The sequence below is a fragment of the Humidesulfovibrio mexicanus genome (genome assembly GCF_900188225.1).
Classification (GTDB): Bacteria; Desulfobacterota; Desulfovibrionia; order Desulfovibrionales; family Desulfovibrionaceae; genus Humidesulfovibrio; species Humidesulfovibrio mexicanus.
Map to the genome: position 1 here is coordinate 84,328 of NZ_FZOC01000003.1, position 13,404 is coordinate 97,731.

The 13,404-nt window shown below is 69.4% G+C and carries 10 protein-coding genes; 7 read left to right on the forward strand and 3 right to left on the reverse strand.

Translation table 11 applies throughout. The features are described 5' to 3' along the window. Positions 1 to 132: 132 nt before the first annotated feature. Positions 133 to 1,569 (reverse strand): hypothetical protein, encoded by a 1,437-nt coding sequence (locus CHB73_RS07095; protein WP_089273571.1) that lies wholly within the window; start codon positions 1,567 to 1,569, stop codon positions 133 to 135. A gap of 161 nt (positions 1,570 to 1,730) precedes the next feature. Between CHB73_RS07095 and CHB73_RS07100 the strand changes: the two genes are divergently transcribed. From CHB73_RS07100 to CHB73_RS17220, 7 genes are all read left to right on the forward strand, one after another. Continuing rightward, complete coding sequence (locus CHB73_RS07100) at positions 1,731 to 3,278, forward strand: sensor histidine kinase (RefSeq protein ID WP_235641545.1); 1,548 nt, start codon at positions 1,731 to 1,733, stop codon at positions 3,276 to 3,278. Between the two features lie 69 nt (positions 3,279 to 3,347). After that, entirely contained in the window at positions 3,348 to 4,775 is a 1,428-nt protein-coding gene (locus CHB73_RS07105; protein ID WP_089273573.1) for a sigma-54-dependent transcriptional regulator, read from the forward strand. Between the two features lie 132 nt (positions 4,776 to 4,907). Next, positions 4,908 to 6,044, forward strand: coding sequence for an efflux RND transporter periplasmic adaptor subunit (locus CHB73_RS07110; RefSeq protein ID WP_089273575.1), 1,137 nt, complete (start codon positions 4,908 to 4,910; stop codon positions 6,042 to 6,044). Beyond that, positions 6,045 to 6,902 carry an ABC transporter ATP-binding protein gene (locus CHB73_RS07115; protein WP_089273577.1) on the forward strand — a complete coding sequence of 286 codons (858 nt, stop codon included), beginning with the start codon at positions 6,045 to 6,047 and terminating at the stop codon, positions 6,900 to 6,902. An 8-nt stretch (positions 6,903 to 6,910) separates the two neighbouring features. Then, the gene (locus CHB73_RS07120) at positions 6,911 to 7,987 is read left to right on the forward strand and encodes an elongator complex protein 3 (RefSeq protein WP_235641546.1); all 1,077 of its coding nucleotides are present in this window, start codon (positions 6,911 to 6,913) and stop codon (positions 7,985 to 7,987) included. A gap of 82 nt (positions 7,988 to 8,069) precedes the next feature. Further along, entirely contained in the window at positions 8,070 to 9,770 is a 1,701-nt protein-coding gene (gene argS, locus CHB73_RS07125; protein WP_089273579.1) for an arginine--tRNA ligase, read from the forward strand. Between the two features lie 35 nt (positions 9,771 to 9,805). Then, on the forward strand, positions 9,806 to 10,618 hold the full coding sequence (locus CHB73_RS17220; protein WP_089273581.1) for an SPOR domain-containing protein: 813 nt from the start codon (positions 9,806 to 9,808) through the stop codon (positions 10,616 to 10,618). A 135-nt stretch (positions 10,619 to 10,753) separates the two neighbouring features. Here CHB73_RS17220 and CHB73_RS07135 read toward each other — a convergent pair whose 3' ends face one another. Further along, complete coding sequence (locus tag CHB73_RS07135) at positions 10,754 to 11,569, reverse strand: HD-GYP domain-containing protein (RefSeq protein WP_235641547.1); 816 nt, start codon at positions 11,567 to 11,569, stop codon at positions 10,754 to 10,756. A gap of 168 nt (positions 11,570 to 11,737) precedes the next feature. Next, the gene (locus tag CHB73_RS07140) at positions 11,738 to 13,111 is read right to left on the reverse strand and encodes a phosphomannomutase/phosphoglucomutase (protein ID WP_089273584.1); all 1,374 of its coding nucleotides are present in this window, start codon (positions 13,109 to 13,111) and stop codon (positions 11,738 to 11,740) included. Positions 13,112 to 13,404: the final 293 nt, after the last annotated feature.

The window sequence follows — 13,404 nt, forward strand, 5'->3', positions numbered from 1 at the left end:
CCAAGGACGCCGGGACAAAGCCGCCATCGCCAAGGACCGCGTCAAGAACTGATTCCGGTATCCTCATTCGCAACACAACACGGGCCAGGGGCGCAACGCCTCTGGCCCGTTTGCCGTGCCTCGCCCCGCGGCCTAGGGCAGGGCCCTTGCCTGCCGCGGTGCGCCCGGCGCGCAGGGGGTGCGCAGGCGCAGATCCTCCCCCGCGCCAAGAAGCAGGTATTGGGCGGCCTCGCACACGTGGGAGAAGGGGCCTTTTTCCGGCGAATCCTCGTAGCGTTCCTGTCCGGAGACCGCCAGGCGGCGGTAGCGCCAGGCCCCGGCCATGCCCTTGGCGAGCGTGGAACAGCGCGGGGAGAGCGTCAATCCGGGCAGGCCGTCGATGCGGCGCGAAAGCGCGGCGGCCACAACCTCCCGGCGCAGCACGGGGTCGTTGGTGTGCGTCGGCCTGGCGGCAAGGCCGCTGGCGCGCAGGATGTCGTAGGGCGTGCGCTCGTCGGTCTGCGCGCGGGCCATGCCCGCCGGGTCGCCCCATATCTCCGTTGCCAGGCCGGGGTAGCGTGTGCGCAGCAGGTCCAGCAACAGCGCGGCGAAACGGGCGACGCCCATGTTCCGCGTCACCAGTTCGTCCAGGTAGCGCCAGCGGCCGTCGGGCAGGCGCTGGGCCAGGGCGGCGGCCGGGGTCAGGCCGAAGTCCAGGCCGATGAAGAGCGTGAGGCCGGGTGCGGGGTCCAGGACGCGGCGGGCCACGTGCACGGCGTCGTCGAATTCCGGGTACACGGGCATCCCGTCCTCCGCCGAGCCGTAGCGGCCGCAGTAGTACACGCGCACGTGCCGGGGATGCTTGCCCTTCATGCGGCGCAGATAGAAGTCTTTGGGCAGGTGGTCCAGGTTTTCCGCCAGCGGGTTGGGCAGAAAGCGTCCGTTTCGTTCCACGAGGCCGCCGGGCTGGGCGAAGAAGTCCCAGCTGTCGGGGCGCTCCTCCTCGGCCAGGCGGCGCCACCAGTGGTCCGTGTCCGGCGGGTTGGTGTCCAGGATGACGCCCGCCCAGGAGCAGCCGCCCTCGCGGCCGGAGGGAAAACGCTCCACCCGGTCCCCCAGGGCTTCGACGAGGGTGAGGGGCAGCTCCCTCGCCTCGTTGACCCAGGCCCCGGTGAGCTCCAGGGACAGCAGCTTCTTCACGTCGCGCGGCTTGTCCAGGGCGCGGAAGAGGATTTCGGTCCGCAGCCGGGTGCCGTCGGTAAGGGGCAGGTCCAGGCGGTGGGCCATGTCCGAGTGCCCGAACGGTCCGAAGCCGTCTTCCGGAAACCAGGACAGCCAGGTCTTGAGGGTGGTGTCCTTGAGCTCGCGGTAGGTGTTGCGCACAATGGCGAAGCGGGTGCGGCGAAAGCCCGCCGAGTCCGGAGCCTGGGCCACTGCCTTGGCCATCAATTCCACCGAGCAGGCCGAGGACTTGCCCGAGCCCACGGGGCCCATGAGGCCCCGGAACAGCGCGCGGGAGGCCATGAACCGGGCGATTGTGGGCGGCGGCGCGTAACGCAGCCGCAACTGCGGGGGGAGGATGTCGTTCATGGCCGGGAGTGTAGCACGGGCTGCGGCGCGGGGATGAAATGACCCGTCCATTGGCCGCCAAAAGGACGGGATTTGCCGGTTGACACGCTGCGCCGGGGCGCCAGGGTCGCGGCTGACAAGCGCCCGGCCATGGGCTATGGTGCGCGCCGGAGGTGGGAGCATTGAGCACGGCCCTGAAGCGCATCGCCATGAGCGTGCAGCCCTCGCTGCGCGGGCGCGTGTTCGCGCTGCTCGTCGGTCTTACCCTGTGCGCCTGCGCGGGGGCCACGGCCACCTACTGGCTGGCCCAGCACTATCTTTACGCCACGGACGTGCTGCGCCAGGTGAACCTGCGGCAGCAGGTGGCGGCCCTGTCGCTGTCGGAACAGCTTTCCGGCCTGGAGGCCGACGCCCTGGCCGCTCGGCAATCCGACGCCCGCCGGACGGAGTTCGCCGCCCGTGAAACCGCCATCGCCAAGGACGTGCAGCTGCTGCGCGCCAGCGAACCGCTGGAGGCCGGGCTGGAGATCATTGACCGCATGGACGAGGGGGTTCGGCTGCAGTCCGCGGCCCTGCGCGAGCTTGTGGACAGCCAGCCCGGAGAGGGGGCCTTCCTGGTGGCCATTGCGGCCCGGCACAGGCAGACCGCCCAGGACGCGGCGCGCGAATTGTTCGACCTGCACACCCGCGACGCGGATATTGGCGTTTCGGCCATGCGCTCGCTGGCCCGCACGGCGACGACGGCCTCGCTGTTCGTCATACCGGCCGGGGCGGTGCTGGGGATCCTGCTCGGCTGGGTGCTGCTCCGGCAGGTGCTCGGCCCCATCCGCCAGTTGGTGCTGGGCGCGGCCCTTGGCCCCGCACACGCCCACGCGGCCCCCGGCCAGTCCGAACCGTCGGCCGAGCCGGAGGCCCTCCCCCCCGGCCAGTCCGACGAGGTGCGCGCCGTGGGCGAGCTGGTGACCGGCCTCTTGCGCGACGTGGACGAGACCCAGGCCCTGCTCAAGGAATCGCGCGAGCACTTGATGCAGGCCGAGAAGCTGGCCCTGGTGGGCAGGCTGGCGGCCGGTGTGGCCCACAGCGTGCGCAACCCGCTCACCAGCGTCAAGATGCGGCTGTTCTCCCTGGAACGTGGCCTGGACCTCACCCCCGGGCAGAAGGAGGACTTCGAGGTCATCAGCGAGGAGATCCGCCATCTGGACACCATTGTGCGGAACTTCCTGGAGTTTTCGCGTCCGCCCAAGCCCAAGCTCCAGCACATGAGCCCCTCGGACGTGGTGGACATGACGCTGGTGCTCTTGAAGCACCGCCTGGAGACCTACGGCGTGGACGTGCGTCTGAGGCGCGAGCAGCCGCTGCCCGCCCTGGACCTGGATCCGGAGCAGCTCAAGGAGGTGCTGGTGAACCTGGTGCTCAACGCCTGCGACGCCATGGGCGAGAACGGGCGCATCGAGATTTTCGAGCACACGGGCTTCATGGACCCGCTTGGGCGGGTGGCCGTCATCCAGCTTACGGATTCCGGTCCCGGCATCGGTCCGGAGCTGGCGGAGCGCGTGTTTCAGCCCTTTTTCAGCACCAAGGAGGAGGGCACGGGCCTGGGGTTGGCCATCGCCACGCGCATCATGGAGGAGCACGGCGGCTACCTCCACCTGAAGCCTTCCGAGCGCGGCCAGGGCGCGTGCTTCGTCCTGGTGCTGCCCATGCGGGAAAAGGTCTGGCTCAGGTCCTGACCGGCCTCGCCGGGGGGCTTTGAAGCCGCCGCCACGTGAAACCATCGCCGCCGACCGCGGGGAGACGCCATGGCCCAGATCCTGATTGTGGACGACGACGCCCAGCTGCGCCAGAGCTTCGGCAAGATTCTGGAGGGCGAGGGCTTCGAGGTGCGCGCCGCGCCCAGCGGCGAGGCCGGGGTGGACGAAGTGGCCGCCAACCCGCCCGACCTCGTGGTCATGGACGTGCGGATGCCGGGCATGACCGGCATTGAGGCCATGCAGCACATGCGCGCGTCCTGCCCCGGCCTGCCGGTGATCATCATGACCGCCTACGGCGGCACCGAGACCGCCATCGAGGCCACCAAGCTCGGGGCCTTCGACTACATCCTCAAGCCCTTCGACATCCCGGACATCCTCCGGCTCATCGGGCAGGCGCTGAACGCCGGGCGGCTGGCGCGCGCGCGGGTGGCCATAGGGCCGGACGAGGACGGGGACGACGCAAAGGACGACGCGCTGGTGGGGCAAAGCCGCGCCATGCAGGAGGTGTTCAAGGCCATCGGCCGCGCGGCGCCCACGGATGCGCTGGTGCTGGTGCGCGGGGAATCGGGCACGGGCAAGGAGCTGGTGGCCCGCGCGCTCTGGCAGCACAGCGCGCGGGCGGACAAGCCTTTTGTGGTCATCAACTGCGTGGCCATCCCGGAAACCCTGCTTGAAAGCGAGCTTTTCGGCTACGAGAAGGGCGCGTTCACGGGGGCGGGCTCGCGCCGGGTGGGCAAGATCGAACAGGCCCAGCGCGGCACGGTGTTTCTCGACGAGATCGGCGACATGCCCATGAACGTGCAGGCCAAGATGCTGCGCCTGTTGCAGGAAAAGCAGATCGAGCGTCTGGGCGGGCGGGAGACCATTCCCGTGGACGTGCGCATCATCGCCGCCACCAACCGCGACCTGGAGGCCGCCGTGGCCGAGGGCAGGCTGCGCGAGGACCTGTACTACCGGCTCAAGGTGGTGTCCGTGATGCTGCCCCCCCTGCGCGAGCGCACGGGCGATGTGCCGCGCCTGGCCGCGCACTTCCTCTCCCGCCTCTCGCGCGAGATGGACATGCCGAACCCCGGCCTGACCCCGGAGGCCCTGGACGTGCTCTCCGCGCACAGCTGGCCGGGCAACGTGCGCGAGCTGGGCAACGCCGTGCAGAAGGCGCTCATTTTTTCGCGCGGGTGCCCCATAGGGCAGGAGGAAATGCTCCAGGCCATCGGCTCCGGCGCCGCGGCCGTGGCCCCGGAGCGCGGGGACGACCCCCTGCGCGCCTTCATCCGCCGCGCGCTCATGGACAGGGCGGGCGAGAACGCCTTCGAGCACGTGCTCGACGCCGTGGGCCGAAGCGCCATCGCCGAGGCCCTGGAGCTGACCGGCGGCAACCGCACCCGCGCGGCCAAGTTGCTGGGGCTCTCCCGGCCCACGCTCATCGCCAAGATCGAAAAATACGGGCTCAAGGTCGTGACCCAGGTGCGGCGGTAGCGCCGCAACGCCGCGCCCTGCCCTCTTGAACAAGGGTGGGGGATGTGCGTACAAGGGCCGTGGGCTGGGTAACCTGCTCCGTTTCCGGACCAGGGGTGGCCGGAGCGGACCCGCGAGGCGGAAAGAAGGCACATGTCCCGGAAAAAGCTTCTCATCTACGTTGTCGCCGCCCTGGTTGCGGCGGGCGCGGGCTGGTATCTTGTGCACAAGAGCCGCGCCGCCGGGCAGACCAAGGTGCTGGCCACTGCGCACGTGGGCCGCGAGACCGTGAGCCGCGTGCTGGAGGCCACGGGCATCATCAAGGCCCAGGTGGGCGCCAGCGTCAAGATCGGCGCGCGCGCCACGGGAACCATCTCCCGCGTGTACGTGCGCGTGGGCGACGCGGTCAAAAAGGGCCAGGTGGTGGCCGAGATCGACGCCCGCGAGCTGACCGCCCAGCGCGAGGAGGCCGAGGCCCGGCTCAAGCTGGCCGAGGCCAAGGCGAAGTTCACGGGCATCACCCTGCCCCGGCACCAGACCCTCACCCAGCAAGGCCTGCAAGCCCAGAGCGTGCTGGACGAGAGCGAGCAGAACCACCGCGTCGCCAGGGCCGAGGCCGCCGCCGCGCGCGCCGCCCTGCGCACCCTGGACGTGCGCATCTCCTACACCAAGATCGTCAGCCCCATCGACGGTGTGGTCTCCCAGGTCACGGCCCAGGAGGGCGAGACCATCGTGGCCGGGCTGCAGGTGGCCAACCTCGTCACCGTGCTCGACCCCACGCGTCTGGAAATGTGGATCTACGTGGACGAGACCGACGTGGGCCGCGTGCGGCCGGGACTGCCCGTGGAGTTTCGCGTGGACTCGCAGCCGGACAAGGCCTTCACCGGCGCCGTGGACCGCGTGTACCCGGAGCCGGAGATCCGCGACAACATCGTGTACTACAAGGCCCTGGTCACCGTGGACCGCGACCACGCCCTGTCGCTTCGGCCGGAGATGACCACCCAGTGCAGCATCGTGGTGGACACGCGCGAGAACGTGCTCGCCGTGCCCAACCAGGCCCTCAAGTGGGTGGCGGGCAAGCAGACCGTGTTCGTGGTGGACAAGGCCCGGCCCGAGGGCGTGCGCCGCGTGGAGCCCAAGCTGGGCCTGCCCGGTCTGGAGAAGAGCGAGGTGCTTGAAGGCCTTGCCGAAGGCGACGAGGTGGCCACGCAGATTGTGTTGGCCGGGCAGGACAAACCCGCCGAGGCCAAGAAGGCCGCCGATAAGAACGGCGACGGGAAGGCCCGCTAGATGGCCCCTGCCGGGTCTTCCGCCCTTGCCACGGGCCAGCCCGTCGTGGAGCTTTCCGGCATCCGCAAGGTGTTCCGGCAGGTGCTTGCGCCAGAGGCCCGGCCCGGCCTTTTTGCCCGCCTTTGGGGCCGCGCCGCGGGCGGCAGGGACCGGCCGGACGCTCCGGCCGCCGCCGCGCCCGATGTGGCCCAGAACGCCGAGGCCGGAGTGGAGGTGCTCTCCGGCATCGACCTCACCATCCGCGCGGGGGAGTTCGTGGCCCTGCAAGGCACGTCCGGTTCGGGCAAGAGCACGCTTTTGCACCTCATGGGCCTGCTGGATTCGCCCACGTCGGGAACCTACCGCCTGCTGGGGCGCGATGTGTCCCACCTGGCGGACGATGAGCTGTCGCGCCTGCGCAACACCGTGCTCGGCTTCGTGTTCCAGAGCTTCTACCTGGTGCCCTACGCCACGGCCCTGGAGAACGTCATGTTGCCGGGCATGTATTCCGGCCTCTCCCAGGGCGAGCTGCGCTCCCGCGGCCTGGAGCTGCTTGACCGCGTGGGCCTGGCCGACCGTGTGAACTTCAAGCCGGCCAATCTCTCGGGCGGGCAGCAGCAGCGCGTGGCCATGGCGCGCGCCTTGCTCAACAGGCCCCGCCTCATCCTGGCCGACGAGCCCACCGGGCAGTTGGACAGCGCCACCAGCGCCGACATCATGCGCCTGTTCGCCCAGGTGAACGCCACCGGCACCAGCATTGTGCTGGTGACCCACGACGAGGACGTGGCCGCCCAGGCCGGGCGGCTCATCCGCATTGCCGACGGCCGCCTGGTGTCCGACTCCGGCCCTGGCGCGCCTTCGGTTCCGGCCCCGGCGTGAGGCCCGGCGTGCGCTCCTGCCTGAAGGCGCCGGACCAGGAGGGCGGCGGCGGGTGCATCCTGGCCCGCTTTCCCCACCCGGAGCCCCAGCGTCCGCCGAAAAAGGCGCGGCCGCCCGTGCTGCCCGTGTTCCTGCCCTTCGCCGGGTGCCCGGGCCGCTGCGTATTCTGCAACCAGACCGCGCAGACCGGCCAGGCCCCGCGGCCCCTGGACGCGGCCCTGCGCGACCTCGAAGAGGCCCTTTCCCGCCCCGGCCCGCCCGTGGAGCTGGCATTCTACGGCGGCACCTTCACCGCCCTGCCTGAACCGTGGCCCAGGCGCTTTTTGGAGTGCGCCGGGCGGCATCTCGCCACGGGCCGCGTGGCGCGGGTGCGCTGCTCCACCCGTCCGGACGCCGTGGGAGCCGTCACGTTGGCGCAATTGCGGGATTTGGGGCTGTCTTTGGTGGAGTTGGGCGTGCAAAGTTTTGACGACGCGGCCCTTGCGGCCAGCCGACGCGGCTACGATGGGGCCGCGGCTCTGCGCGGCTGCGAGGCTGTGCTCGCCGCCGGGCTTGCCCTTGGCGTGCAGCTGATGCCGGGAATGCCCGGCCAGAGGCCGGAAGCCTTTGCCGCGGACGCGGCGCGCGCTGCCGCGCTGGCCCCGGAGCTGTGCCGTCTGTACCCCTGTCTGGTGCTGGAGGGCACGGAACTGGCCGCGCTGTGGCGCGCCGGGGCCTATGCCCCCTGGCCGCTGGACCGGACCGTGGACGCCCTGGCCGGGGCGCTGGCCGTGTTGTGGCGCGCCGGGGTTCCTGCGGCGCGGGTGGGCCTGGCCGAGGAGCCGGGGCTCCCGGTGCTGGCCGGGCCCAGGCATCCGGCCCTGGGACAGCTGGCGCGCAGCAAGGCCCTTCTGCTCCATGTGCGGGAGCGCCTGGCCGGGCTCTGCGTTCCGGCTCGGACCCTGTGCGCGCCGCGCCGCCTGCAGGGCGAGGTCTTGGGCCACAAGAACGCCCTCGCCGCCGAGTACGCGGCCCTTGGCCTCGACGTGCGCCTGTGGGACGCCGCCGAGCTCGCTCTGCTTGGGCCTGACGCCCCCCTTGCCTGACCCGCCGGGATCCCCCTTGCTCCGGGGCTTTGCGCCGGGGGCGAAATCTGGTAGCGTGCCGCAGCTTTTCGAAGGGGAACACATGAAAGCCAAGCAATATCTCGAAGATGCCCTGCGCGCCGCGCTTACCCGCATGGAACTGCCCTGGCCGGACAAGCTGCTCATCGAGCCCCCGCGCGAGCGCAAGTTCGGCGACTATTCCGCCAACGCCGCCATGCTGCTGGCCGCTGCCGCCAAAAAGAAGCCCCGCGACATCGCCGAGGCCCTGGCCGCGGAACTGCGCGCCGCCGATGCGGACGCCTGTTTCGCACGCATCGAGGTGGCCGGGCCGGGCTTTTTGAACGTCACCTTTGCGCCGGGCTTTTGGCGCACCATTCTGGCCGATGTGCGCGCCGCAGGGCCCGCCTACGGCCAGTCGAACCTGGGCGGCGGCAAGAAGGTGCAGGTGGAATACGTCTCCGCCAACCCCACCGGGCCCCTGCACATCGGCCATGGGCGCGGCGCGGCCTTGGGCGACAGCCTGGCCCGCCTGCTCAGAAAGACCGGGCACCAGGTGTCCTGCGAATACTACATCAATGACGCCGGACGGCAGATGCGCATCCTGGGCGACTCCGTGTGGCTGCGTCTGCGCCAGATAGCCGATCCGTCCATCCCCGACCTGGAGGACTTCTACCGGGGCGACTACATCCGCGACATCGCCGTGCGCGTGCGCCGTGAGAACCCCGGCATCCTCTCCATGCCGGAGAAGGACGCCGTGGACATTTGCTTCCGCGCGGCCGTGGACGAGATTCTGGCCGGAATCAAGAAGGACCTGGCCGACTTCCGCGTGGGGCACGACGTGTGGTTTTCCGAAAAGAGCCTGGTGGACGCCGGGCCCGACGGCGGGCCGAGCAAGGTGGGCGAAGCCTTCGCCGACCTGGCCGCGCGCGGGCTGACCTACGAGAGCGACGGCGCCCTCTGGTTCCGCACCACGGACTTCGGCGACGACAAGGACCGCGTGCTCCGCAAGTCCAGCGGCGAGCTTACCTACTTCGCCTCGGACATCGCCTACCACCATGACAAGTTCAGGCGCGGCTTCGACCGGCTCATCGACATCTGGGGAGCCGACCACCACGGCTACGTGCCGCGGATGCAGGGCGCGGTGACGGCCCTGGGCCGCCAGGGCGCCCTCACCGTGATCCTTGTGCAGTTGGTGAGCCTTTTGAGGGACGGCGAGCAGGTGGCCATGAGCACCCGCGCCGGGCAGTTCGAGACCCTGGCCGACGTGGTGGCCTATGTGGGGGCCGATGCCGCGCGCTTCCTGTTCCTCTCGCGCAAGAGCGATTCGCCCTTGGAGTTCGACCTGGAGCTGGTGCGCAAAAAGAGCATGGACAACCCCGTCTATTATGTGCAGTACGCCCACGCCCGCGTGCACTCCATGCTGGCCAAGGGGCGGGAGGCGGGCATTGTCCCGGCAGCGCCCGGCGAGGAGCGCCTTGCCGCCCTGGACACCGAGGAGGATCTGCAGCTGCTGCGCCTCATGGAGCGTTTCCCCGACGTGGTGGCCCACGCGGCCGAGAACCTGGCCCCCCACGCCGTAAGCGCCTATCTCTCGGAGCTGGCGTCCGCGCTGCATAAGTATTATACGCAGCACCACGTGCTTTCCGCCGGGCCGGATGTGGCCGCCGCGAGGCTCCTGCTGCTTTCCTGCGTGGCGGAGACCCTGGCGGCGGGTCTCGACCTGCTGGGCGTGAGCGCGCCGGAGCGCATGGACCAGGCGGGCGTTGACGAGACCGCCCAGTAGGCGGCGCGTCCAGTCCAGCCCGCAAGGAGACCGGCATGAATGCGCCCATACGCCTGAAGGATCCCAGCGTTTCCGGAAAGCAATACACCATCAGCATGGGGTTTGGCGGGTTCGCCGCCCTGGTGGCCTGTCTGGCCCTGGCCCTGAGCCTTTTCTTCGTGCTTGGGGTGCTGGTGGGCCGGGGCCACAAGCCCGAGACTGCCGTGCCCGTCGTGGCGGACATCATGCCACGAGAGGTCCCGGCCACCGTGCCCGCCCCGCCGCAGGAGGTGCTGAAGGCGGAGGAGCTTTCCTATACCCAGCACCTTGGCCAGGCCCACGACGGCCCCGCCCCCAGCAGGCCGATCGATGCGGAGCGTCCACGGCCGCCGGTCAAGCCTGCGGCCAAGCCCCAGGCCAAAGCCGACGCCAAGCCCCAGGCCAAAGCCGACGCCAAGCCCCAGGCCAGCAAGCCGGATGCGCCGCCCCCGGCCAAGGCCTTGGCCGATGCGTCCGCGCGCAAGCCGACGGACAGCAAGGTGGACAGGCTGGCCGACGCCGTTGTGTCCAAGGCCCAAGGCAAGAAAACGTCCCCCCCGCCGAAGCCCGACGCCGACACCCGCCGCTACGACTACGCCTACCAGACCGCGACTTTCCCCGATGCCGACTCCGCCCGCGCGCACCTCAAGCGCATCAAGGCCCTTGGCATTAAGGGCGATGTGGAATCCGGCCAGACCGACGGCAAGGACTGGCACCGCGTGGTGGTGTTCTTCCAAGGCACCCCCACCGATACCCGCGCCTTGAAGGCCAAGCTCGCCACCATCGGCGTGCAGAAGCTCGTCATGCGCTCCAAGGTCGCCGCCGAGTAGCGCCCTACAGGCGTGGCAAGATGGCTGGAGGCGGCCCGGATGTTCGTCGTCCGGGCCGCCTCTGCGTGAGGAGGGTGGAATGAGGCTGTGGTCTGTGGAGTGTGGAGGTGGGCGGAGATATGTGTCGCCGCGGGCCTAGGCCGTCGCGGCGAGATTCCTTCTTTCCAGAACGGCCCGCGCGGCCTTGGGCCCGGCCCACAAGGGGCTTGGCGGGGCCTTGCGCAGCAGGCCGTGGAGTTCGCGGCGCACGGAGAGTAGGTCGCGCACCACGCAGGGATCGAAATGCGAGCCGGAGCACCGCTCCACCTCCGCCAGGGCCTCGTCCAGGCTCAGGCTGCGGCGGTAGGGGCGCTCCTCGGTCATGGCCGAAAGCGCATCGGCCACGGCGACGATGCGCGCGCCAAGCGGAATGTCGCGACCGCCGATGCCGTAGGGGTAGCCCAGGCCGTCCCAGCGCTCATGGTGGGCAAGCACGATCTCGCACACGCCGGGCTTGCCCCGAAACACCCTCACCGGCCGCAAAATGTCCGCGCCGATCTTGGGGTGCCTGCGCATGATCTCCCACTCCAGAGAGGTGAGGGGACCTGGTTTCTGCAAAATGCTGTCCGGGATGCCGATCTTGCCCACATCGTGCAGGTGGCCGGCCATGTGCACCACATCGGCCTGCAACGCGGTCAAGCCGTGGGCCTGGGCCAGCAGGCTGCACACGTCGGCGACCACGGTGGAGTGCTCGAAGAGTCGGCAGTCGCGGGCGTCCACGGCGCGTCCAAGGCTCTCGGCCAGTTCGTGGGCCGTGCCCACGGCGCATGAGGACATGCCGCCGCATGTGCAGGAGCCGCCGCATGTGCACAAGCCGTCCGGGGAATCGCAGCCCTTCTGGCCGGTGGCCTCGCTGTGCCCGGTTGTCCCCTGGGCGGTGAGGCTCCATGCGTCTGCGCTTTCCCTGAACATGCCGCTCTCCTTTTCCGTTGCTGATCCCGTTGCGCAGTTCGTGTATGCTCTTATTGAAATTGAATGTCAACATCAAAATTGCCGCTTCCCGAATTTTTCCGTCTTTCAAAAAAATGCCCCGCCGATGGGCTCGGCGGGGCATGAAAGCCGGGAAGGGGCGGGGCTGGTTTACGCCGGGTCGCTAAGCTCGCGGATCCAGCGCTCCAAAGGCGCCTCCACAAGCCCGCGTATTTCCGCGAGGCGCTGGGCGCTTTCGGCTTCGAACCGCAGCACCAGCGCGGGCTGGGTGTTGGAGGCCCGCACCAGGGCCCAGCCGTCCGGAAACACCAGGCGCGCGCCATCGTCGCCTTCCAGGGTGTAGGTCTTGGCGAACTCCTGGCGGGCGCGCTCGGCCACGGCGAATTTCACCTGGTCCGGGCAGTCCACGCGCAGCTCCGGGGTCACGAAGGTTTGTGGCCAGTCATCCAGCAGGCGCGACACCGGCGCGGCCTCGCGGGAAACGATCTCCACCAGCCGCAGGGCCGCGTACGGCGCGTCGTCGAAGCCGTAGTAGCGGTCGGCGAAGAACATGTGTCCGCTCATTTCTCCGGCCAGGGCCGCTCCCTCGGAGAGCAGGCGATCCTTGATCAGCGAATGCCCGGTGGCCGACATGATGGGCCGGCCGCCGTGCCGGGCGATGTCCTGGAAGAGCAGGTGCGAGCACTTCACATCCCCGATGACCGCGGCGCCGGGCTTTTCGGCCAGCACCTGCCGGGCGAACACGGCCAGCAGCCGGTCCCCGTGGATCACCTGCGCGCGTTCGTCCACAACGCCGATGCGGTCGCCGTCCCCGTCGAGCCCGATGCCGAGCTCGGCCCCGCACTCCAGCACCTTGGCCTTGAGCGCTACAAGATTCTTTTCCTCGACAGGGTCGGGGTGGTGGTTGGGGAAGCGGCCGTCCGGCTCGCAAAACAGTTCCACCACCTCGGCCCCGGCGCTGCGCAGCAGGTCGCGGGCCACAAGCCCGGCCGCGCCGTTGCCTCCGTCCAGCACCACTTTTACCGGCCGCGACAGCTTCACCAGCGCGGAAACGGTTCCCAGATAGCTTGGCACGATGTCGTGCTGGCAGGCCACGCCGTTGCCTTGCGGAAAGGCGTTCTGCTCCATGAGCCGGGCCAGTTGTTGTATTTCGTTGGAGTGGATGGTGCTTCTGCCCGCCCAGACCTTGAACCCGTTGTACTCCGAAGGGTTGTGGCTGGCCGTGATCATGACCCCGGCCTGATAGCCCAGGTGGCGGATGGCGAAGTAGCACACCGGCGTGGGCACCATGTCCAGGAACAGCACGTCCACGCCCGTGGCGCACAGGCCGCGCACCATGCGCTCCTGGAAGCCCGCGGAGGTGAGGCGGCAGTCGTGCCCCACCACGGCCCGCGAAAACCCGCGCGAGAGGAAGTACGCCCCGCAGGCCCGGCCCAGGCGCTCCACCCAGTCGGCGTCAAAGTCGCGGCCAACGATGCCGCGGATATCGTATGCCCGAAAAATGCGTGCTGTGGCGCTGTCCATGTCTCTCCCGGCCGCGCTGCCTGCGCGTGGATTTAGCCCGTCCCCGTTCGCGCCGGGGGCAGGGGCCGTTGCACGGCCTGTAGCACAACGCGGAGCGGCAGGGAAGCGGTTGTTGTCCACGGCGGGCCTCTGCAGTGGAGCGGGATGCCTCCCCTGGGAAACGCTGTTTAAAAATGTACTGGTGAAGCACATTCCGGCATGCGTTGAATGCATACGGATTCTACTTAATTTTGCAAACAACATATTGACAGCAGCACTGCTCATACTATTATTTTATATGCGACACAAACTGG

Coding starts and splice junctions, on each gene's coding strand:
- CHB73_RS07105 (WP_089273573.1), top strand. CDS start 3,348: ATGGCCCAGATCCTGATTGTGGACGACGACGCCCAGCTGCGCCAGAGC.
- CHB73_RS17220 (WP_089273581.1), top strand. CDS start 9,806: ATGAATGCGCCCATACGCCTGAAGGATCCCAGCGTTTCCGGAAAGCAA.
- CHB73_RS07110 (WP_089273575.1), top strand. CDS start 4,908: ATGTCCCGGAAAAAGCTTCTCATCTACGTTGTCGCCGCCCTGGTTGCG.
- argS (WP_089273579.1), top strand. CDS start 8,070: ATGAAAGCCAAGCAATATCTCGAAGATGCCCTGCGCGCCGCGCTTACC.
- CHB73_RS07135 (WP_235641547.1), bottom strand. CDS start 11,569: ATGTTCAGGGAAAGCGCAGACGCATGGAGCCTCACCGCCCAGGGGACA.
- CHB73_RS07095 (WP_089273571.1), bottom strand. CDS start 1,569: ATGAACGACATCCTCCCCCCGCAGTTGCGGCTGCGTTACGCGCCGCCG.
- CHB73_RS07140 (WP_089273584.1), bottom strand. CDS start 13,111: ATGGACAGCGCCACAGCACGCATTTTTCGGGCATACGATATCCGCGGC.
- CHB73_RS07115 (WP_089273577.1), top strand. CDS start 6,045: ATGGCCCCTGCCGGGTCTTCCGCCCTTGCCACGGGCCAGCCCGTCGTG.